Source organism: Lacticaseibacillus parakribbianus (assembly GCF_025490915.1).
Classification (GTDB): Bacteria; Bacillota; Bacilli; order Lactobacillales; family Lactobacillaceae; genus Lacticaseibacillus; species Lacticaseibacillus parakribbianus.
Genome location: NZ_JANQBA010000003.1, coordinates 75,146 through 96,523, shown reverse-complemented (window position 1 = coordinate 96,523; position 21,378 = coordinate 75,146). Strand labels below are relative to the sequence as shown.

Sequence of the window (21,378 nt, the reverse complement as noted above, 5' to 3'; positions counted from 1 at the left end):
CTAAACGCGTTCCCCGAGGCAACGCAAACGCGTCTAGCTACGCCACGACGTCCGGGGCAAGTGCGGCCCCAAACGCCGCGGCTAGGCTAGCCGGTTTGCTAACCCCGCCCCGGGTCACGCTCTAAACGGGCTCTGCTGAGCAACGCCAGCACGTCCAGCTAAGGCCGTCACTCGGGCCAAGGGCAGGCCCAAGCGCCAGCCTTACGCTAGCCGGCTGGCTAAGTTCGCTCGGCGACGCCCTAAACGCGTTCCCCGAGGCAACGCAAACGCGTCTAGCTACGCCACGACGTCCGGGGCAAGTGCGGCCCCAAACGCCGCGGCTAGGCTAGCCGGTTTGCTAACCCCGCCCCGGGTCACGCTCTGTCCACTTTGCCCCCCACGCCCGAAACCGTTATAATAGAGGCAACTATGGATAACGGAGGCCGACAATGGCAAAAAAGATCCTTGTGGTTGACGATGAAAAGCCAATTTCGGACATCGTCAAGTTCAATCTCAACAAAGAAGGCTACGACGTCGTCACCGCTTACGACGGTGAAGAGGCGCTGGCCAAGGTGGAATCGGAGGAACCCGACCTGATTCTGCTGGACTTGATGTTGCCCAAAATCGACGGGCTGGAGGTGGCGCGGCAGGTGCGTAAGGACCGCGACACGCCGATCATCATGCTGACGGCCAAGGACTCGGAGATCGACAAGGTGCTGGGTCTCGAGCTCGGTGCCGACGATTACGTCACCAAGCCGTTCTCCAACCGCGAGCTGGTGGCCCGGGTCAAGGCCAACCTGCGCCGCAGCGGCACCGGCACCCAGGCGGCGCCGGAGGTCGACGACGAGACGCGCGAGCTGACCGTCGGCGACCTGACGATTCATCCGGATTCCTACACGGTGACCAAGCGCGGCGACAAAATCGAGCTGACCCACCGCGAGTTCGAGCTGCTGCACTACCTGGCCCGGCACCTGGGCCAGGTGATGACCCGCGAACACCTGCTGCAGACGGTGTGGGGTTACGACTACTTCGGCGATGTTCGCACCGTCGACGTGACCGTTCGCCGGCTGCGCGAGAAAATCGAGGACAACCCGTCGCACCCCGAGTGGCTGGTCACCCGCCGCGGGGTGGGGTATTACCTGAAGAACCCGGAGCAAGACTAGTGACACCACCGCTTCGGCCCCACTGCTTCGGAGACTAAGATGAACAAGAAGATTCGTTTTTTCCAATCCATTCACTTCAAAATCGCGCTGGTGTTCATCCTGTTACTGCTGGTAACCGTGGAGATCATTGGCGCGTATTTCGTGCGGTCGCTTGAGCAGCAAAACGTCGAGACCTTCAAGACCTCGATCAACATCGACCCGTACCTGCAAGAGAAGCTCGCGACGGACCTGATGAGCACCCACGTCTCAAGCGCCAACGACAACATGAAGACCACCATCAGCCAGGCCGACGTGGCCAACACGGCGACGGTGGTGGTGGTCGATGACAAGGGGACGGTTCGCGCGACGTCCAACCTGAACGACCAAAGCAGCGTCGGCCAAAAATCGGCGTCCAGCAACATCAAGTCGGTGATCTACAACGGCCAGACCTACGAGGGCTACGGCTACGGCGACAACACCGGCTCGACCTACACCCGCATCATTCCGATCAAAAACCCCAACGCGACCGGCGACGGCAACGCGATCGTCGGGGCCGTGTCGATCACGGCGCCGATGGAGTCGGTGTACGCCAACATCAACAAAATCATCAAAATTTTCCTGATCGCCAGCCTGGTGGCGGGGCTGCTGGGCATTTTCATCTCGATTGTCATCTCCCGGGCAATCACCCGGCCGATCGATGAGATGAAGAAGCAGGCGATTCGCATGGCCCGAGGCGACTACTCCGGGCAGGTTCGCATCTACGGGCAAGACGAGCTGGGCCAGCTGGCCGTCGCCGTCAACAACCTGTCCGTCCGGGTCGAGGAGGCCCAAGAGGCCAGCGAGGCCGAGCGGCGGCGCCTGGATTCGGTGCTGGCTCACATGACCGACGGCGTCATCGCGACCGACCGCCGCGGCAACGTGATCATCATCAACGAGACGGCGCTTGATTTTCTCGCGACCAAGAACGAGGACGTGATCGGCGTCTCGATTCTCAAGCTCCTGAACATCGCCCAGGACTACACGCTGCGCGATCTGCTGGAGAACCAAAAGGAGCTGCTGTTGGACTTCTCCCAGCAGCTGGACCACGAGCTGATTTTGCGCGTCGACTTCAGCCTGATTCAGCGCGAAACGGGCTTCATTTCCGGGCTGGTCGCGGTGCTGCACGACGTCACCGAGCAGCAAAAAAGCGACCGCGAACGCCGCGAGTTCGTCTCGAACGTCTCCCACGAGCTTCGCACCCCGCTGACCTCGATGCGCTCTTACATCGAGGCGCTGAGCGACGGCGCCTGGAAGGACCCGGAGATCGCCCCGCAGTTCTTGAAGGTGACCCAAGAGGAGACGGACCGCATGATCCGCATGATCAACGACCTCTTGAGCCTGTCGCGGCTGGACTCCGGCACGTCCAAAATCGAGCTGGAGTACGTCAACCTCAACGAGTTCTTCAATTACATTCTCGACCGCTTCGACATGATGCTCAAAACGGACAACGAACACGCCAGCGCCGACAACAACCAGCACGTGCTGCCGGTGGCCAACAAGAAGCAGTACGTGATTCGCCGCGAGATTACCCGGCGCGACTTGTGGGTCGAAATCGACCAAGACAAGTTCATGCAGGTGATCGACAACATCATGAACAACGCGATCAAGTACTCCCCGGACGGCGGCGTGATCACCGCCCGGCTGCTTGAGACCCACAACCACGTGATCCTGTCCGTGTCCGACCAGGGCCTGGGCATTCCGCGTTCGGACATCAACAAGGTGTTCGATCGCTTCTACCGCGTCGACAAGGCGCGGTCGCGCAAGCAAGGCGGCACCGGGCTGGGTCTGGCGATCTCCAAGGAGGTCGTCGCGGCGCTTGGTGGCCGCATCTGGGTCGACTCGCAGGAAGGCAAGGGCAGCACCTTCTACATTTCGCTGCCGTACTCGCCGATCGCAGACACAGGAGGTGATTGGGATGAAGCTTAGCGGCTGGATACTGCGCGTCAGCCTGATCGCCATGGTCGCCTTGAGCCTCGTGTTCACGTTTTTGATCTGGCAAAACCCCTCGCGGTTGGGCCGAGACGACGCGACCGTGGCGGTCAAGGCGCAAAAGGACCCGAACGTGGCCAAGCAGGCCCGGCGCGTTTTTGCCCCGAACACCGCGTATTATCAGACCAAAACCCAAAAGACGCTGCTGTTCACCCCGGGCGTCGGGGTCACCGACACCTTGCATGCGGCGGTGCGGTCCTGGCGGCTGGGCAAGGTCAAGGCGCCGGTCAAGCTGAGTAGCGCCGATTATTCGACGCTGCTCAATACCGCCGACACCCTGCAGCTGCTGTACGCCGCCCCGATGAGCTACCGGCAGTTCGACAACTACTTCTTCTCCGCCGGCGCAAGCGTCAAGAACGCGAACTTCACCTTCGACCGGCTGGTCATCGACCTGTCCGGCGCCTCCAACACGCTGCGCTTCGTGAACGACACGACGCGCAGCGTGGCGGTCGGCAAGCTGACTGCCGCCAACCTGACCCGCGTGGTGAAGGTGGTCAAAAAGGCGGCGGCCACCGGTTTTCCCATCACCGAGGGGCGGCTGGGCAGCCGGCAGGTGGCCCAGTTCACCAAGCCGATCAAAATCACGCCGTACACCTTCCTGCTGGATCAGCAAAGCGCCAACCACTTCGTCTCGCTGTTGATGCCAAGCTCCCAGTCCAGCGCCGTGGATGCCCAGGAGATTAGCAACGAGACGGTTTATAAGCTGGGCACCAACCAGCGGCTGACGTTGAACAACGAAACCGAGGCGATGCAGTTCGACGACACCGGCAACCGCACCAGCCAGACCGACCTGACCACCGCGCTGTCCAAGGGCTACGCGGCCTTGGGCAAGCTCTCCTTGCAGGGGCTTTCGACCATCAAGTACTTCGAGTACGACAAGAGCAGCCAAAGCGTCACCTTCCGGCCCTACGCCCAGGGCCTGCCGATTTTCAACACCGACCGGTACGGCGAGGTGACCGTCGCCAACACGCGCCAGCAGCTGCAGATGAACTTCTCGATGTACAACCTGATCGTCGCGATTCCCACCAAGCAAAAGGCGGTGACGCTGCCGGGGACCAGCACCGTGTTCGCCCAGCTCAAAGGCGCCGGCTACGACGTCAAGGGGCTTGAAGACATCACGCTGGGCTACTACTGGAAGCCCGAAGACACCGCCAGCCAGGTCGTCGAGCTCGAACCGACCTACTACGTCAAGATTCACGGCGTCTACAAGCGCTACTCGCAGTGGGTGATGCCGACGGATGAGGCCTACACCACGAACACGCCGCGCAATCCGCTGACAGCCGGTCAGTAAAGGAGGTCAATCATGGATTTTCGCCGCATCGAAATGATTTTTCTGATTGTCTTCATCGGGCTGAACATTTTCCTGGGGATGAGCTTCTTTCAAAGCCAGCAGGTCGACCTCGCGACGGCCAGCTCCGGCACCAGCGAAATCATCGCCGACATTCGCCGCGACCAGATCAAGCTGCCCAAGCTCGCCACGAAGACGCCGACCGGGGGCTACCTGTCGAGCCTGAACGCCGAGTCCGGCACCTGGTCGGATAGCAAGCTCGAGGGCCAATACGCGCGGTTCACCAAGAAAAACGGCGAGACGCTGGTCAGCACCCTCGACACGCCGGTTGATGCCAAGGGCGACAAGGCCGTTGACGTCCTCAAGAAGTGGGTGCAAAACCCGCGGCACGTGGTCGCCGGCGACCAGTACGTCTACGCGCCGGGGTTGTCGACCAAGGACCGCTTCGTGTTCGCCCAAAAAGTCGGTGGTCACGTCATCTACGACGCGCTGGCCCGGCTGACGTTGACCGTCGCCGATGGCCAGCTGACCGGCTACACGCAGACCAAGCTGCGCCACCTCACCGCGCTGCGCAGCAACATGGCGCTGTGCTCCGCCCAAGACGCCGTGATCACGCTGTACCGCGGCAACGAAATCGCCAACAGCGCCACGGTGCGGTGGACCAAGCTCGCCTACACCTACCTGCTGGACGCCAAGGGCGCGACCGTCTACGTCCCGGCCTGGTTCGTCGGCGTCGAAAGCTCCGGTTCCAAGAACGTCACGGTCAAGAAGGTCAACGCGATCAACAAGACCGTCCTCAAGGCGGGATCGGACGACTAACGTTTTCCATCGCGGCCGCGGCCAGGTGGGCCCGGGCTGCGCTTCGGGACAGCGGCCACCGCCGTGCGGCCGGTTTCCGCCCAAACGGGTTTCAATCGGCAACGCCGGTGCGTCCAGCTTGAGCTGGCCGACCGGCTAAACCCGCCTCATTCCACCCGCTTGGGCTCCAACCTAAAATTCGAGACAGGCCGTTGCCTACGGCCCCGTGCCTGTCTCGAATTTTGCCGGGAGCAGCCACGCGCGAGCCTCGCCCAACCCGCGAGTCTTGCGAGCGGCTGCTCCTTTCACTGCGGTGGCCGCTGTCCCGCCGCTTCGCCCGGGCCACCTGGCCGCTACCGAATGGGGTACGTCGGCGAGGTACTGGCTCGGAATTTGGCGTTAGCGGTATTCTGAGTCGGCACGGCAAGCGCTGGCCTGTTGATTCGACGTTTTTAAAATTATTGCGCTTTGGGTCAGCGCTGGAGGGACGCGAGGCGGGTCGGGCCGTGAAAGGATTAGCCGTCCGGATGACCCGCGGGTTGGGCGGGGCATTCGCACGGCTAATCCCGGCAGATTTGGAGACGGGGTAGCCGCAACGCGGCTCCGGATCCAAATCTAGGTTGGAGCCCAACGGGCGGAAACCGGCCGCACAGCCCGACCCGCCTCGGGGCCCGGAAGTCGCCACGCCGCTCACTCGCCGGTCGCCCTGCAGGCGGCCGGCGAGTCTGCTACAATAGATGGATAGCCAGGCGGCGGCCGGGAACTCCGGCGCCGCCTTTTTGAAAGGAAGCAGGGAACATGTCGGAAGATTTTGGGATGCGCGTGTCTGTGCTGGCGTCTAGCAGCTCCGGCAACGCGACTTACATCGAGACGCCGCGCCACAAGGTGCTGGTCGATGCGGGGCTGTCGGGCAAAAAGCTGCGGGAGCTGATGGCGAGCATCGGCCGCGACCTCAAGGATGTCGACAGCCTGTTCATCACCCACGAACACACCGACCACTGCCGCGGCGTCGGGGTTTTGGCCCGGCGCTACCCCAACCTCACCGTTTACGCCAACGCGGGGACCTTCGCCGCGCTGCCTGCAGGCCTGGGCAAGCTGCCCGAGGACCAGCTGAAGCTGATGGCGCCGGACACCACGCTGTCTTTGGACGACCTGGACGTCGAAAGCTTCGCCGTGTCGCACGACGCCGCGGAGCCGCAGTTCTACCAGTTCCAGCACGACGGCAAGCGCTTCGCCATTTTGACCGACACGGGCTACGTCTCCGACCGCATCGAAGGCACGATTCGAGACGCCGACGCCTACGTGATGGAGTGCAATCACGACCTCGAGATGCTCCGGATGGGGCCGTACCCCTGGGCGCTGAAGCAGCGCATCCTCAGCGACGTCGGCCACCTGAGCAACACCGATGGCGCCGACGCGATCATGGACGTGCTGGGGCTTCACACCAAGCGCGTCTACCTCGGCCACCTGTCGCCGCACAACAACGTCAAGGCGTTGGCTCACCTGACCGTCGCCAACATCCTCAAGGAGGAGGGCCTGGGCGTCGGCCACGACTTTGAAATCTACGACACCGACCCGGCGATCGCCGACCCGCTGTTCACGGTCGGCGCATAGGTCTAGCAGGTGACAGTCCGGCATTGGGCTGCCGCCTTGTGCTGAAAAAACGGCTCGCCTGGCACCAAAAAAGCCGACGTGACGGGGCTCGCCAGAAAAAATTGGGTGGCGAGGCGAAAAAGTTGACGGGAAATTGGTCTGGTGTTAAGCTACATGCGAATGATTATTCTTGTGCGGGGAGGCAGCATAAGGCCACAGCTGCTTTGTTATCCACCGCGCGGGGCACGTCCTGCGGCTCGCACCGCAGCCCCCACCCATGCCAAGCCGCAGTGTATTGCCACACGGCTTTGAGCTCGAGAGTTTTAGTGCAACCCCGGAATCAAGCGAGGGGAAACCAGGGACCCGGATTCGCACCACCCCACCGGCTGCAGGCCGGCCACCGCCACTCCCAACCGAGTTCGCCGCGCGGTGACCGGAACCGCTGGGCGCAATGGCACCACCACGGTCAGTAGAAGCCTGGAACGTAACCGAAAAGGCCAAGGCCACCGGATTCACCGCGTCCGGTGGCTTCGGCGCGGCCGCCGCAACGTGTCGGGTTGCGGCGGCTTTTTTGCGCGGCGGCGGTCAAATTCCTTGCGCGAAACCGGCCCTCCTGCCACACTGAAGGTGAGGAAGGAGGCGGTGTGCGATCGGTGCAAGCGCTCTATTCCCCGGATGCGGCGGCGGTGGCCCATCGCCACGGTTTGGTCCACAGTGAATCACCGTAAAATCCGGAGTTATTCATAGTTTCGTCATAACCTCTCGGTACTATAGATAATGTATTAAGACATCGCTATCAAAAAGGAGCGGTTAAAATGGATAACAATAATCAAAACTTCGGGCGGCCAACTCAGGCCCCACAGACGCCACGGCCGAAGAAGCAAGGCGGGGTGGCACGGATCGCTGTCGTTGCTGCGGTTGCCGCCTTGGTCGGTGGCGGCGTCGGCGGTGGCGTGGCCTACTGGTACGCCGCCAACAACACCACAAGTCAAAGCCTCGGGGTGGTCAGCACCACCCAAAAGGCCGGGACCACGCAGGTCTCTAACGTTTCGGTCAACGAGAGCTCGGCCTCGCAGACCGCTTTTGCCAAGGTGAAAAAGGCGGTGGTCTCCGTCATCAACCTGCAAAAGGCGCAAAGCACCAGCTCGGGCCTCGATTCCTTCGGTGATCTGTTCGGCTACGGCTCGGATTCAAGCGACGGCACCGACGCCAACTCCGGGGCCAGCCAGTCCACGGACGGCTCCGATTCCGGCTCCAGCTCGAGTTCGAGCTCAGGCAGCCTGGAGGAGTACAGCGAAGGCTCCGGCGTGATTTACCAGAAAAAGGACGGCAAGGCCTACATCGTGACCAACAACCACGTGGTCGCCGATTCGGACGCCTTGGAGGTCATCTTGAGCGATGGCACCAAGCTGACGGCCAAGCTGGTCGGCACGGATTCCGAGACCGACCTCGCCGTTTTGTCCATCAGCGCCGATAAGGTCTCCACGGTCGCAAGCTTCGGCGACTCCAGCAAGATTGCCGCCGGCCAGACGGTGCTGGCCATCGGCTCGCCGCTGGGCTCCCAGTACGCCACCAGTGTGACCCAGGGTATCATCTCGGCCACCAGCCGCACGGTTGACGTGACCGATGAGGACACCGGCACCACCACCGGCCAGGCGACGGTCATCCAAACCGATGCCGCCATCAACTCCGGGAACTCCGGTGGTCCGCTGATCAACCTGTCCGGCCAAGTCATCGGGATCAACTCGATGAAGCTGTCCAGCAGCGCCAGCGACTCGTCGACCGCGACGATCGAAGGCATGGGCTTCGCGATTCCAAGCGACGAGGTCGTGTCAATCATCAACCAGCTGGTCGCCAACGGTAAGGTCGTTCGCCCGGCCCTGGGCGTGACCGTCCGTGACCTGTCCAGCGTCTCCTCCGAGCAGCAGTCCTCGATCCTGAAGATTCCAAGCTCCGTCACCGGCGGCGTCGTGGTGGCCGGCTTCACCAACACCTCGATTGCCCAAAAGGCCGGCATCAAGCAGTACGACGTGATCACGGCCATCGGTGACACCAAGGTGACAAGCATCGCCGAGTTGCACACCGCGCTGTACAAGTACGCGATCGGCGACACGGTCAAGATCACCTTCTACCACCAAAGCACCAAGAAGACCGTCAGCCTGAAGCTGTCGCAGACCACAGACCAGCTGTCGACTTCCTCAAGCTCGAGCAGCTCCAACCAGTAAACACGAAGACCCGCGGCGACGCGGGTCTTTTTGTGCGGTCCAGGCGGCGGCCGGCGGTGGGGGCGTGGCTTGAGTGAACGAGCGGCGGGGTCCGGCCTGACCGACGGTAGCGGTGGGGGCGGCACTTGGGCGAACGAGCGGCGGGGTCCGGCTAGGCCGGACGCGTTCGCGCTGCCGGCCGGTGCGGCGCAGTCGGGCGGTGGTGGCCGCAGTTCAATCACCACCGGGCCGCGGTCGCCGCGAGGAAGCCGCAGCCGATACGGGGGCTCGCTGGGGCGGGTCGGCCGGCCTGGCAAGTCGCGGTCGCTGGTCCAAACGCGACCCACATGTTGGCCGGAGTTTGGCCACGAATGTTCGGCTCGGCTTGTCAAGTGTGGATAGTAAAAGGGGACAAGTCACCGCCAGCCTGTGGATAAGTCTGTGGATTGTGTTTATAACTAGGCTGAGCGGGTGGGGGTAACTTTGTCCCCAAGTTGTTCACAACCTGTGGAAAAGTTTTTTGAAGCGGTGACCAAACGTCTGTACGGGCCGCCACGCCGGGCTTTCAACCGGTTACGCCGCGGCGGTGGCACAGGTGGCCACTGTGGATAACCGGGCTGCGAAAATAAACCCCTTGATTTTTCCCGTCACGAAATCTGGTGTCAAACCAGCGCCTGGTCACAAGTTATTGGGGGTCGGCCGCGGCGCGTGTGGATAAATCCTGGGGATAGCCTGTGCAAGCCTGGGGAAAGTCGGCCGGCCGTGATCGGTTTGGTTGACTTTTGGCGGCCAAAGCCATACGATAGAGATATAAGATTTTGCACAACCTAAAAATGGAGGGACATGCGATGCAAATCACGATTAAGCCAGATGCGAAGACCTACCTGGACGGCAAGCTCACGGCCGGCGACCGCCTGTTTTTGGCGCTGGACGACGGCAGCAGCAAGTTTTCCAAGCTCGGTGGCTCCTGTGCCATCGGCAACAAGTTCCAGCTGGTCATTGCAACGGCGGCCGACCCGGACTACACCGTCGCGATTGACAACGACGCCGGCTACCAGCTGACCACCGCCGCGCCGGAGACCATGTACCTCGGCGCCGGCCTGATCCTCGACTACCAGCTGGGGACGCTGGCGCTACGCGACAACAGCGGCATCCTCGACGGCGCCGTGACTATCGGCCGCGCCGCCCCGCTGAGCGACGAGGAAGTCGCCCGTCGCGCCGAAATGGCCAGCATCGGCGACAAGATCTGCTAATACGACTGCGTCAGGCGCCGCGAAGCCCTCGCGGCGTTTTTATTTCAGAAAGTTTTAGCACTCTATTGACATTTTTCCTAGTTGTACAAATAAAAGTAGAGGTGTTGATTCAAAAGGATTTAAGGTTGTACAAACTAGCACAAATGTGTGTATTTAACCTTTCAAATTAACCGGTGGGAGGGTCAAAAAGGCAGTCAGTAGCCCAATAAATGGTATTTTGATTAGAAGAAACTTGACAGATAACAGTGAACGCAATGGCAGGCAGTGATGCAAACGGTCAAAAACGGTCATAGTCACTCAGAGCATCTACCGCGAGGTGGGTGCTTTTTTGTTGTCTCTGCACACTGGGTTTACACTCACTACGATAGCCCTGTGAGGCTCTGAGAGGCCCGTGGTGGCGTTTTGACAGTGATGAGGGTAAGTTATGCCGCAAGCCCCCAAATTGCCGTGAGAGGAACGTGAGAGCTGTGTAGCGTTGTGCAGAATTCACAGGCGTTCTGCATGATGTTGCCTCAGACCAACTGGCCTTGACCTCACAGAATGCCATTAGAGGCCCATACGTGGCCCTGGTGGCGCTTTAAGCCTAGTCATACCTAGTTATGCCTCAAAGAAGAAAAAGGCCTAGAAAGCGACGTGAGAGCGAATTCCGAGTGGCGAGGCAGGGAATATACGTGAAACAATTCACAAAGTGTAGGGAGCTGCTTGGCAGAGGCTGACAGAGACAGGCTGATAGAGAGCTTTTAGACGGTGTTTCAGGGCAGTTGGCAAGCGTGAGAGTATCTGGCAATGCCAGTGGAAAACACGCTGTATGAGGCCCTGATAGTGCCTTAGGAGTGTTGTATGAAGCTAGGTTTCTGCATTGCATACTAACCTATGCAAGGCGAACGATAGTGAGCCCCATAGAGATACACAATTATAAGGCGTCTTGTGTAGAAGAACTAGCCTAGCTATCCGGCTTACGCCGGAACCTATAGGCTAAATGGCTACACACCTTGTGTAAAGGATAGGGTTTTTAATGCCTGTTAAGGCTAAAGGTCTTTGGCTCGGATTGGTCTTTAATCCGAGGGCCTCAAGGCGCCTAGCCTTGTGGACAGCCGGTCTTTGGCTGGACATAGCCTTTGAACTTGCTCTTTGGGTTTTAGGGTCTTTGAGGTATATCTCTGTTCATACAACTAGCAACTGCCTTTGCATTGTACAGAAGGACTAGCCAATGAGTACCGGCGTAAGCCGGGACGGTAAGGCTTACTAGTCTGTACAAACTCCCTAGAAGGTCAAAACCAAGGTCAAGTGCTATGTCCAAGCAAAAACCGCTTGTCCACCAAGCTAGCCGCTTGGATGGCACCTTTCCGCTACGCTACAAGGTTAGGCTTACGCCACTTGCTTCGCAACAAAAACCCTTAGGACGGGCTAGACGAGGGGTCACCGCGAGGGGACACTGAGTCCTAGCACCCTAAAAATCGCGTTGCGCTTTCTAGCGTGTATATTTATAAAGATTATGAAGGCGGGAAAGGTAGCTAAAAACACCCTCTAACCCGCGCTGTACCAGCGTTTGTAGAGGGTGATACGTAGGGTAGTACTATGCGGTCTTAACACGTTGAATGCACCCAGCCGCAGTGGCCGGGAACCGCGCCACACCGGCGTTTCTGTTTCCACATGGGGCAAATTGTTATATAATTCCGTTTTCCCAAATTCTACTTTTTCGACTGCCTCACACCAGGCCAAACACCTGCATATGTTAAGAAAAGGTTAAGATTTTCAAAAATAGGCCATTTTAGCCGTTTTCGACGACCTTATAACTATATTAATCTGCGTAATGCAACCAAAGAAAAAAGAGCACTATCCTAACAACGCAGTAGCAGAGAGGGGAACGTGTGTTCACAGCAGAGGTGGAGTAAAACTAAACTTGGAGAAAAAAGTAGTATAATAGAGTTATAAGGGTTTTAGCGTAAACATCCACATATACCATGATAACTCACAAGGTCAAGATTAATCAATATGAAAATGATGGAAATGGAGAGATTGAAGTATGAAACAAAGCAATAACGCAAGCACCATCAAGAATTGGAAACTGAATGCAGTAGAGATGCAAGAGCTAACCAAGCACACGCCCGCTCAGATGCAGAGCAAGCACACACTATCCGCTGTCTTATCTATTGCGCCTAGTCGCCTTTTTGGGGTTACGACAAAGACCATTGAAGGCCAGAAGCAAGTGAAGCATGGACAAGCCTATATCACGCCAATTAACGCCCTTGTGGGGCTGTTAGACGGTAAGCTGGATACTTTACCTAACCTACTTTCTACCTATTATCCTGAGCTTTTACAGCGCTCTGACTACGCAGACAGCGTGAAGATTGCACAACACAACCTAGCACGGCTTACACCCCGTAAGCTACAATCTGCCAGCAATGCCGTCAAATACTTCTTTGCCACAAGCCGCGATGACCCGAAACAATTGCAAAAACATACCATGTTATCCATTGCCCGTGCAATCAATCTTGTGTTGATTGACCATGTGACAGGCAGACAGTTAGGCTCAGAAGCCGGTAGAGGCGTGACATTGACCCATGCCAACATTCGCAAGGCCATTGGGGCGAATATCAGTGATGACCAAATAGCGGGGGCTTTGTCGTTGATGAGATTGAGTGGGTACATTCAGCTGGCAGACAGTAGCCAACTTGCGGATGATGGTAAGAACTTTGTAAAACGCCAGTTAAGCGATGCTAAGGGTGCTTGGGTGTTCATTGTCAACGACATTGAGAAAGCGGACTGGCAGACAGCCATGGAACAATTTAACTTTAACCTCTCAGCCCGTATCAGCCCTTACACCATCCAGATGCTCCGGGGCGATGAGGAACTTAGAGAGCACTATTATGACCTCCGCGCTGGTGCTGGCCCAGCTACATATAACTACCTGCAACACATCATTTACAAGAAGCTGGATGAGGCCACCGCGGACATTGCGAAACTTGAATGTGTGAGTGAGAGCCAAGCTAGTCACTACATCGACCAAGCACTGCTAGTTAAGGGAATGTGGCTGAAGAAAGTCACAGTAAAGCAAGCAATCCGGGAACACTTCAACACAGAACTGCTAGATATAACCGCACTAAACGCTAAGGTCATCATGCCAGTCAGAAATGACGGGGTGAACGAGGTGGCCGCGTAGAAAGGATAGTACAGAATGACAACACAGGGTGATACAGAAGCCCGCCAGCTAATCAAGCAGGGAGTCACAACGATGTGGCGGCTAGGGGCTAAGGTTTCAGCAGACAAGTTTCAGGCAGTAGACAAAGACACTGGCGAACTGCCAACCTGCTTCAAAAAGATTGAATCTGGTAAATACATAGGGCTTTGGGCCAGCTCATACGGCGAGGTAATGACCCCGCAAGGCCACATCATTTCAAGCGCAAATATAAACAACGCAGGCTACCACACAGTTACATTTCGACTCAATGGGCGGTTAACAACCACAACGATTGGAAGACTTGTAGCGACCGCATGGCTAGACAACCCCAACAACCTCAGCGACGTAAAACATAAGGGATTGCTTACAGATGACAGAGCCGAAAACTTGTATTGGGTGGCAAACACACGCGATGGCAACCACAAGCCCGTGCAGGTCTCAGTAATTGATGTGAAGACAGGCGACATCATGAGAGACTTTGCCTCCATCTCCGCGGCCGCAAAAGCCTGCAAAGCGAGCACCACGGCTGTGTCAGGGGCTTTGACATCACACAAACCAGTCAACGGCTACAAATTTATCTATACGCAGTCTATTAGCAAAGCGAAAGGGTTAATTAAATGAAAAAAGGCATCACGGCAATTAACAAGAAGACAGGCGACATGTTGGACTATCCGACAGCTGAAGCGGCAGGGAGAGCCACGGGACACACCACAAAGCTTGTGCAGGACATAGCCGCTGGACGTGCAAAGCCGCTAGTAGACTACGATTACCGGTTTTCTCAGGGAATCAGCCGGGCGCATTTAGCAGGCATCTACTTGAGGTAAGCCCCAAATATTACAATTGTGTTACAAATACATATTTAGGCCGAAAATGGGCTAAAATCAGGTTCTGTTAACTATATTATCTCGGTACAGCAAATTAAAAGGAGAAATACATATGATTGACACACAAACAGCACACAAATTGGATAAGAGAAACAAGCGGGAGATAATGCAGACCGGGGCTGAACGCTTCTACGATTTAGATGATATGGCCTTTGTGCGGGACACGGCCGGTGCATTCAAGCCTAGCTCTACCGCCGGTTGGAAGCGCTGCCCTGCACCGTGGTCGAGCTACTTCACCAACGCCGAGGGTCAGGTCATGGGTCTTAATGGTGCAGTGCTTACCACCTCAGTCAACAACGGTGGCTACGAGGTTCTCACTGGGACCAAGGATGACGGTCGCCAGACGATGGTACCTGTACATCGGTTAGTCGCCCTCGCGTGGCTCGACAATCCGGACCACCTGTCAGATACAGACCATCTCGACGGCAACCGCCGGAACAATGACCTGTCCAACCTGCGTTGGCTCTCACATGCAAGCAACTTGAAAGGACGCCGCGGCTCATTCAAGGGCCACGAGGTGACCTGTCGAGACACAGAGGGCCGCCTGGTGGGTACATATCCGAGCATCAACCAAGCACATCACGAGACCGGACTGTCGTCTCAGACTATCGCGGGTATCTGCAACGGCAATTATCCGGCTGAATCCGCACGAGGATTGACCTTCAGCTATGCCGATAGCAACACATCAGAGCTTTTGAATGTCGAAAAATGAAAGCAGTCAATGAAAATGGGAGAAAAACCAATGAAAAACAATGAAAATCAATCCATCTGGGGCTTTAGCACGTTCCACATGACCTACGCGTTCGGGTGGGTGCTCATCCTGCTACGGGCTTCGGGCATCATCGCCATCAGCTGGCGCGCAATCGGCATGTACTACTTAATCCTCGCCTTTGCCACGTGCATAGTGTTCACCATCGCGGCTGTCATTGCTCTGTTAGGGGGCTACCATGAATGAATGAATCAACAGTTAAGGCAATCATGGCCACACCAGCATTCAACAAGGCCAGCAGTAAACTCATGGGCCAACTGAACATCAGACGTCAAGACACAGACCAATACCTGGCCGAAGAGCTTCTGATTCATCGCCTAGCCAACTGGACAGACCAAGAGATACTAGAGGCCATTACCAGCGACGCCTACACACTGCCGGTCCTAATCCATCACGCCAGACAGGATGCAGCTCGCCGCCACTGGGCCCAGGACGCTAAGCAGCTGGGGATTGCCGAGAAGATAGCGGATAGCGGCATGGCAGAGGGTGTCCAGCAGATTGAGTCCCCAGGTGTTCTAGCTGAAGCGAGCGAGATTGTTAAGGCAGTCTTTACCAACACGGCTACTCTCCAGTTTATAGAATCAGTGCTCACCAGCGGCAAGGCGGAGACGATGGCTCAGTACAACATGAGCCCGCGCCAATTCAGCAAAAAGATGAGCGATGTCACCGCCCGGCTTAAGGCACACCAGGACACCATCCGCCGGGTCCGAGCAGAATATGAGACGCGTCCTATGAGAGCTGAACAAGCTGAATTGCTAAAACTGGTATCCATCGTCGAGTCAGAAGATTGCAGTGACCAGGACATCCAAGCCTGGATTGACGCTCACCAGATATTGGCCGCCGAGCTAGTGGACGACCCAGCAATCAGATACCAGAAGCAAGTGATTGAGAGCTTTGCCAATGCGGGCAACACAGACAAATATCGTATGGTAAATAATGTATATAAACGCATTGCATACATCAATAGCAAACTGAACAAACAATAGGAGAATACATATGGATAACATGATTAAGGTAGAACAATGGAACGGCTCAGACATCCGCTGGATTGAGATTGGCGGTGAATGGATGGCAGTAGGTAACGATGTGGCTAAGGCTTTAGGATACACAAACAGTCGTAAAGCGTTGGGTGACCACGTGGACAAGGAAGACAAGAATACCGTAACGTTTCGTGACGGAACTTCTGGTAACCCTACCCGGACAGTCATTACTGAGTTCGGCATTTACAGCCTAATTTTTTCCAGCCAACTGCCAGAAGCTAAGCAGTTCAAGCGGTGGGTGTTCGGGGTCATCAAGGAACTCCGCGAGTCAGAAGACCTGAAGGCTTTTGAGGCCATGAAGATGCTGGATACTAAGCACCAAAAGAACTCCATGAGCAACCTGAAGCGGGGGCTGAAAGAGGTCTCCAAGGTGGACTACATCAAGGCTAACACCATTGCAGACAAGCGCGTATCTAATGACTTTGGTTTTGACAAGATGGTGAAGAAAGGTGACATGTCACCAGCAATGCTGGCCGCGCGTCAACCTATTCTGGATGGCGTTGTGGACTTGATGAGTGTAAAGGACAAGCTGGGGCTGGACCTGTCTGTATCCAAGACGGTATACGCAAAGGCTAACTAAGAAAGGACCACATACAATATGAATAACACAAACTTGATTGGCTATATCGCAACTGAACCAAAGCAATCCGGTGATGCCGCAACCTTCCTGCTGGCCGTTCGCCGCACATATGAATCAAAGGACGGGGAGACCGCAGACTTTATCAATTGCATTGGCTGGGGTGGCTTGGCTACTAACATCATGAAGCATCTACACAAGGGCTCACACATTGGCCTGAGCGGCTCTATCAAGACCAGCCACTACACCGACGCTGGTGGGTCCAACAGATTGGGTTGGCAGGTAGTCGCCGAGAAGATTACATTCCTTGACCCAAAGCCAAAGCCCAGAGCTAAGTTCACCAACTCCAAGCCTGACTTCTCCGCCTACATCAAGACGCCAACCTATGTCCCTGAGCAGACTGAGGCCATGCAAGACACAACGGACACTGAGCTAAGCCCAGAGCTGGAAGAGATGATTGCCAAGATGCAGAAGTTCTCGAAGAAGCAGGCAAAGAACAACATCCACGCATAGATAACACTAGCATCGGCCAACAAGTCGGTGCTTTTTGTTTGCATAGGATAAAAAATAGGAACACCCTTACGTATATATAGTATAAGGAATAATTGATAACAGTATATAGCAAGGTGGTGACCGCATGGCAGAATTGAGGGCAGATAGACAGGGAGCCCACCGGGTGGCGTTCGACAAGAACAAGAAGATAATCCTGGCAACGCAGAACACCTGTGGCATCTGTGGCCGTCCCGTAGACAAGCATCTGAAGGCGCCTGACCCAATGTCACCAGTCATCGACCACATCATTCCCATCAACAAAGGCGGGCACCCATCAGACATCAGCAACCTACAGCTGGCGCACTGGACTTGCAACAGACAGAAGTCAGACAAGCTGTTCAAGCAGCCACAAGAGGAGCCAAAGGTGCTAGGCAACCGCAACCTGCCACAGATGATGAATTGGGCAATGTACAGAGGATGATGTGAGAGGCCCTGTGAGGCGTTCTGAGACGTTTGGCATACCCTACACTGTAACCGATTACAACGGACGAGAGGGGGGCCTATGCCCCTCCCCGGGCCTGTCTCCGGAGTTCACGCCGTCACTGTACAAATATTCTCATGAAATAATTGGAGGCTAAATATGGAAATAGTGGGATTACCCTATCTAAGGAATAAATTGGCGGTTCATCAGTCGCGAGTGAACCTGCGCTACAAACAATACGCCATGAAGCACGTTGACCAACAACCTGGCATCACGATTCCGGCTGCGGCCCGCTACCAGTACCGTTCGGTGCTTGGCTGGTGCGCCAAGGGCGTTGACAGTCTGGCAGACCGGCTGGTGTTTCGCGAGTTCGACAACGACAACTTCGACGTCAATGAGATTTTTCAGGCCAATAACCCGGACGTGTTCTTTGACAGCGCGATTCTGTCGGCCTTGATTGCCTCATGCAGCTTCATCTACATCAGCAAGGGTTCAGATGGCGATGTCAAGCTCCAAGTCATCGAGGCCAGCAACGCAACTGGGGTCATCGACCCAATCACCGGGCTTCTGACCGAAGGCTACGCGGTCCTAGAGCGCGACAAGTACGACCATGCCACACTTGAGGCTTACTTCCTGCCTGACCGTACCGACTACCACTACACAGATGGCCGTGCAGACTTCAGCTTGCCGAATCCGGTAGGGCATCCGCTGCTAGTTCCGGTTATCCACCGACCTGACGCGGTGCGTCCATTCGGCCGGTCCAGAATCACACGGGCTGGCATGTACTACCAAAGCTATGCTAAACGAACGCTTGAGCGCTCTGATATCACGGCTGAGTTCTATTCATTCCCGCAGAAGTACGTCGTTGGTCTGAGCAATGATGCTGAGCCACTAGACGCATGGAAAGCTACCATCTCATCCATGCTTCAGTTCAACTCAGATGAGGAAGGCAACAGCCCTAAGCTAGGCCAGTTTAGCACAGCTTCGATGTCACCATTCACGGAACAGTTGCGCACTGCCGCCGCTGGATTCGCTGGTGAGACCGGCTTGACAATGGATGACCTAGGCTTTGTCTCGGACAACCCATCTTCCGTTGAGGCCATCAAGGCCGCACACGAAAACCTGAGACTGGCTGGTCGCAAGGCACAACGCTCATTGGGCTCTGGCCTGCTGAACGTGGCCTACATCGCGGCTTGTCTGCGAGATGACTTCCAGTACAATCGCAAACAGTTTGCTCTGACCGTGCCGATGTGGGAGCCACTGTTCGAGGCGGACGCCAGCACCCTCGGGCTTGTTGGCGATGGTGCAATCAAGATTAACCAGGCCGTGCCTGGATTCTTCGATGCCGGCGTGATTCGAGACCTCACTGGTGTGAAGGGGGCTGAGGATGATGGCAGAGGACATAGTGCCGAGCCTGCTGAAGACAATCAACAGTCAGTTTGACGAACAGGCCAAAGCAAGCAAGAAGTTACAAGCGGCAGCTAGGGCACTGAAGTCAGGCAAGGCCACCTACCAAACAGCCAACACATTCGCGATTGAAGCAGGCGAGATACTTGCCAAGGTGCTACAGCGCAACCTGAAGGGGGCTTCGCTACCTGACCAGAAGCTGTATTTCAACATCGCCCAGCGGATTCTCAATGAGACGCTCAGCAAGAACTTCGACTTGGTTTCCGGCTACACAGCGGACGTCCAGAAGCTGCTCAATGAACAAGCCGGGATTGGGCTTGAAGTGCAGAAGGCCATGCTGAATCAAGACCGGATTGATGGCATTGTTAACCGGGTATCAAGCGAGCCAGACATCGACAAGGTCAAGTGGATTCTGGATGACCCCGTGGTCAACTTCACTCAGTCCATCGTTGATGACAGCATAGATGCCAACTGCAAGTTTCAAAGCGCGGCTGGGCTGCATCCAATCATCACGCGGCGTCTGGTGGGCAAGGCGTGCAAGTGGTGCTCAGACCTCGCTGGTGTCTATGACTACTTCGACCTACCTGATGACATATATAGACGCCATGAGAGATGCAGATGTACCGTTGACTACAACCCGGGCAGTGGCAAGCGGCAGAACGTCTGGACAAAGAAGTGGCGAGACCCGGAACAAGCACAGAAGCTGGCTAACCGCCTTGCCATTGGCACTGGTGAAAAGCCACTGAGCATAAACAAGACAGAACAGAACAGAACAGCTACATCAAGATAATTAGAAGTAGCACTTGACCCAAGCATGTCGCTAAACTGCGGGATTGGAGAGGATTATAATGACTGACCAGGTACGACTTGGCAATCAGCATCCGACTCAATCGGTGATTCTACCATATACTGATACGCAATATCGCGAGGCTGTTGACCTCTATGAAAAATCCGGCCGTACTGCCCAAGAGTGGCAATCAGACCTGTGCAAGGACATCTTTGCCACCAACGATGAAGGGCTTTGGACGCACACGAAGTTCGGCTACTCACTCCCTAGACGAAACGGGAAGAACGAAGTCATCGTGATTCGTGAACTCTGGGGCCTCATGCACGGGCAGCAGGTCCTTCACACAGCACACCGTACCACCACGTCTCATTCATCATGGGAACGGCTCATGAAGATTCTCGACAAGGCCAAAATCGAGTACACCTCACTGAGAGCCTCGGGGCGCGAACGAATCGACATCAAAGAGACCGGTGGCCGAGTTGAGTTCCGGACAAGAACATCCACAGGTGGCTTAGGCGAAGGCTTCGACTTGCTTGTCATTGATGAAGCTCAAGAGTACACCACAGACCAAGAGTCGGCGCTGAAGTACGTTGTGTCCGACTCCAAGAACCCGCAGACGATACTCTGTGGGACGCCACCAACACCTCTGTCGAGCGGTACCGTGTTCGTCGGTCTACGCAACGCGGCCTTGGCTGGGAAGATGGAGAACGTTGGTTGGGCGGAGTGGGGCATCGAGAACCAATCTGATGTGCATGACCGCGAGCTATGGTACATGTGTAACCCATCTCTGGGAACCATCATGACAGAGCGGTCCATCCAGGATGAGATTGGTGATGACCTCATCGACTTCCAAATCCAGCGCCTAGGTCTTTGGATTAAGTACAACCAAAAGTCAGCTATCTCAGCCAACGAATGGGCTCAGCTCAAGGTTCACGCTATGCCGGTGTTTCAGGGCAAGCCATTCGTGGGCATCAAGTACGGAAACGATGGAGCCAACGTCTCCATGAGCATCGCTGTTCGCACACTCTCAAAGAAAGTCTTTGTAGAAACGATTGACTGCCGTCCTATTCGTGATGGCAACCAGTGGATAATCGCATGGTTGAAGAGTGCAGACGTAGCAGCGGTGGTTGTGGATGGTGCGGGTGGTCAGAACAACTTGGCCGCCGAGCTGAAAGACTTCGGGCTCAAGGCTCCAATCCTGCCGACGGTGAAAGAGATAATCAATGCCAACAGCCTGTGGGAGCAGGGGGTCTATCAGCGAGAGTTGAGACATAATGACCAGCCATCAATGACAGCTGCGGTTACGAACTGCGCCAAGCGCAACATCGGCTCGAACGGCGGCTTTGGCTATAAGTCTCAATTCGACGATATTGACATCAGCATTATGGACAGCGCACTACTAGCGCACTGGGCTTGCATCACAACCAAGCCAAAAAAGAAGCAACGAGTTTACTACTAGAGGCGCGGATTAGTCC

At 56.2% G+C, this 21,378-nt stretch carries 18 protein-coding genes; all 18 read left to right on the top strand.

The genetic code is table 11. The annotated features are described in order from the left end of the window. Positions 1-428 precede the first annotated feature (428 nt). The 18 genes from yycF (at position 429) to NUH19_RS03815 (ending at position 21,362) form a co-directional block, all read left to right on the top strand. A complete protein-coding gene (gene yycF, locus NUH19_RS03900) occupies positions 429-1,142 on the top strand; it encodes a response regulator YycF (protein WP_262315243.1) in 714 nt (237 codons plus the stop codon). 39 nt (positions 1,143-1,181) lie between these two features. Then, on the top strand, positions 1,182-3,086 hold the full coding sequence (gene walK, locus NUH19_RS03895) for a cell wall metabolism sensor histidine kinase WalK (protein WP_262315242.1): 1,905 nt from the start codon (positions 1,182-1,184) through the stop codon (positions 3,084-3,086). After that, positions 3,076-4,440: a YycH family regulatory protein gene (locus tag NUH19_RS03890; RefSeq protein WP_262315241.1), complete on the top strand. Its 1,365-nt coding sequence runs from the start codon at positions 3,076-3,078 to the stop codon at positions 4,438-4,440. The genes walK and NUH19_RS03890 overlap by 11 nt, the downstream gene beginning before the upstream one ends. A 12-nt stretch (positions 4,441-4,452) precedes the next feature. Next, entirely contained in the window at positions 4,453-5,256 is an 804-nt protein-coding gene (locus tag NUH19_RS03885) for a two-component system regulatory protein YycI (protein ID WP_262315240.1), read from the top strand. Positions 5,257-6,033: 777 nt separating this feature from the next. Then, positions 6,034-6,849 (top strand): MBL fold metallo-hydrolase, encoded by an 816-nt coding sequence (locus tag NUH19_RS03880; protein ID WP_262315239.1) that lies wholly within the window; start codon positions 6,034-6,036, stop codon positions 6,847-6,849. Between the two features lie 794 nt (positions 6,850-7,643). Continuing rightward, positions 7,644-9,053, top strand: coding sequence for a S1C family serine protease (locus NUH19_RS03875; RefSeq protein WP_262315238.1), 1,410 nt, complete (start codon positions 7,644-7,646; stop codon positions 9,051-9,053). A gap of 827 nt (positions 9,054-9,880) precedes the next feature. After that, the gene (locus NUH19_RS03870; protein ID WP_262315237.1) at positions 9,881-10,285 is read left to right on the top strand and encodes an iron-sulfur cluster biosynthesis family protein; all 405 of its coding nucleotides are present in this window, start codon (positions 9,881-9,883) and stop codon (positions 10,283-10,285) included. Between the two features lie 2,026 nt (positions 10,286-12,311). Next, the gene (locus NUH19_RS03865) at positions 12,312-13,448 is read left to right on the top strand and encodes a hypothetical protein (RefSeq protein ID WP_262315236.1); all 1,137 of its coding nucleotides are present in this window, start codon (positions 12,312-12,314) and stop codon (positions 13,446-13,448) included. A 15-nt stretch (positions 13,449-13,463) separates the two neighbouring features. Continuing rightward, positions 13,464-14,087, top strand: coding sequence for a hypothetical protein (locus NUH19_RS03860; protein ID WP_262315235.1), 624 nt, complete (start codon positions 13,464-13,466; stop codon positions 14,085-14,087). A gap of 315 nt (positions 14,088-14,402) precedes the next feature. Continuing rightward, positions 14,403-15,062 carry an HNH endonuclease gene (locus tag NUH19_RS03855; RefSeq protein ID WP_262315234.1) on the top strand — a complete coding sequence of 220 codons (660 nt, stop codon included), beginning with the start codon at positions 14,403-14,405 and terminating at the stop codon, positions 15,060-15,062. 30 nt (positions 15,063-15,092) lie between these two features. Beyond that, entirely contained in the window at positions 15,093-15,305 is a 213-nt protein-coding gene (locus tag NUH19_RS03850) for a hypothetical protein (protein ID WP_262315233.1), read from the top strand. After that, positions 15,302-16,105: a hypothetical protein gene (locus NUH19_RS03845; protein WP_262315232.1), complete on the top strand. Its 804-nt coding sequence runs from the start codon at positions 15,302-15,304 to the stop codon at positions 16,103-16,105. Before NUH19_RS03850 ends, NUH19_RS03845 begins: the two co-directional genes overlap by 4 nt. A gap of 10 nt (positions 16,106-16,115) precedes the next feature. After that, positions 16,116-16,739: a BRO-N domain-containing protein gene (locus NUH19_RS03840; RefSeq protein WP_262315231.1), complete on the top strand. Its 624-nt coding sequence runs from the start codon at positions 16,116-16,118 to the stop codon at positions 16,737-16,739. Between the two features lie 18 nt (positions 16,740-16,757). Continuing rightward, complete coding sequence (locus tag NUH19_RS03835; protein WP_262315230.1) at positions 16,758-17,249, top strand: single-stranded DNA-binding protein; 492 nt, start codon at positions 16,758-16,760, stop codon at positions 17,247-17,249. A gap of 124 nt (positions 17,250-17,373) precedes the next feature. Beyond that, positions 17,374-17,709 carry an HNH endonuclease gene (locus tag NUH19_RS03830; protein WP_262315229.1) on the top strand — a complete coding sequence of 112 codons (336 nt, stop codon included), beginning with the start codon at positions 17,374-17,376 and terminating at the stop codon, positions 17,707-17,709. A 159-nt stretch (positions 17,710-17,868) separates the two neighbouring features. Next, entirely contained in the window at positions 17,869-19,152 is a 1,284-nt protein-coding gene (locus tag NUH19_RS03825) for a hypothetical protein (protein ID WP_262315228.1), read from the top strand. Beyond that, the gene (locus NUH19_RS03820) at positions 19,097-19,906 is read left to right on the top strand and encodes a hypothetical protein (RefSeq protein ID WP_262315227.1); all 810 of its coding nucleotides are present in this window, start codon (positions 19,097-19,099) and stop codon (positions 19,904-19,906) included. Before NUH19_RS03825 ends, NUH19_RS03820 begins: the two co-directional genes overlap by 56 nt. A 58-nt stretch (positions 19,907-19,964) precedes the next feature. Beyond that, positions 19,965-21,362: a phage terminase family protein gene (locus NUH19_RS03815; RefSeq protein ID WP_262315226.1), complete on the top strand. Its 1,398-nt coding sequence runs from the start codon at positions 19,965-19,967 to the stop codon at positions 21,360-21,362. Positions 21,363-21,378: the final 16 nt, after the last annotated feature.

Excerpts from the sequence above, each read along its gene's own strand:
- NUH19_RS03855 (WP_262315234.1), top strand. The coding sequence starts at position 14,403 with ATGATTGACACACAAACAGCACACAAATTGGATAAGAGAAACAAGCGG.
- NUH19_RS03835 (WP_262315230.1), top strand. The coding sequence starts at position 16,758 with ATGAATAACACAAACTTGATTGGCTATATCGCAACTGAACCAAAGCAA.
- NUH19_RS03830 (WP_262315229.1), top strand. The coding sequence starts at position 17,374 with ATGGCAGAATTGAGGGCAGATAGACAGGGAGCCCACCGGGTGGCGTTC.
- NUH19_RS03845 (WP_262315232.1), top strand. The coding sequence starts at position 15,302 with ATGAATGAATCAACAGTTAAGGCAATCATGGCCACACCAGCATTCAAC.
- NUH19_RS03870 (WP_262315237.1), top strand. The coding sequence starts at position 9,881 with ATGCAAATCACGATTAAGCCAGATGCGAAGACCTACCTGGACGGCAAG.
- walK (WP_262315242.1), top strand. The coding sequence starts at position 1,182 with ATGAACAAGAAGATTCGTTTTTTCCAATCCATTCACTTCAAAATCGCG.
- NUH19_RS03865 (WP_262315236.1), top strand. The coding sequence starts at position 12,312 with ATGAAACAAAGCAATAACGCAAGCACCATCAAGAATTGGAAACTGAAT.
- NUH19_RS03815 (WP_262315226.1), top strand. The coding sequence starts at position 19,965 with ATGACTGACCAGGTACGACTTGGCAATCAGCATCCGACTCAATCGGTG.
- NUH19_RS03880 (WP_262315239.1), top strand. The coding sequence starts at position 6,034 with ATGTCGGAAGATTTTGGGATGCGCGTGTCTGTGCTGGCGTCTAGCAGC.
- NUH19_RS03850 (WP_262315233.1), top strand. The coding sequence starts at position 15,093 with ATGAAAAACAATGAAAATCAATCCATCTGGGGCTTTAGCACGTTCCAC.
- NUH19_RS03820 (WP_262315227.1), top strand. The coding sequence starts at position 19,097 with ATGATGGCAGAGGACATAGTGCCGAGCCTGCTGAAGACAATCAACAGT.
- NUH19_RS03875 (WP_262315238.1), top strand. The coding sequence starts at position 7,644 with ATGGATAACAATAATCAAAACTTCGGGCGGCCAACTCAGGCCCCACAG.
- yycF (WP_262315243.1), top strand. The coding sequence starts at position 429 with ATGGCAAAAAAGATCCTTGTGGTTGACGATGAAAAGCCAATTTCGGAC.
- NUH19_RS03890 (WP_262315241.1), top strand. The coding sequence starts at position 3,076 with ATGAAGCTTAGCGGCTGGATACTGCGCGTCAGCCTGATCGCCATGGTC.
- NUH19_RS03860 (WP_262315235.1), top strand. The coding sequence starts at position 13,464 with ATGACAACACAGGGTGATACAGAAGCCCGCCAGCTAATCAAGCAGGGA.
- NUH19_RS03840 (WP_262315231.1), top strand. The coding sequence starts at position 16,116 with ATGGATAACATGATTAAGGTAGAACAATGGAACGGCTCAGACATCCGC.
- NUH19_RS03825 (WP_262315228.1), top strand. The coding sequence starts at position 17,869 with ATGGAAATAGTGGGATTACCCTATCTAAGGAATAAATTGGCGGTTCAT.
- NUH19_RS03885 (WP_262315240.1), top strand. The coding sequence starts at position 4,453 with ATGGATTTTCGCCGCATCGAAATGATTTTTCTGATTGTCTTCATCGGG.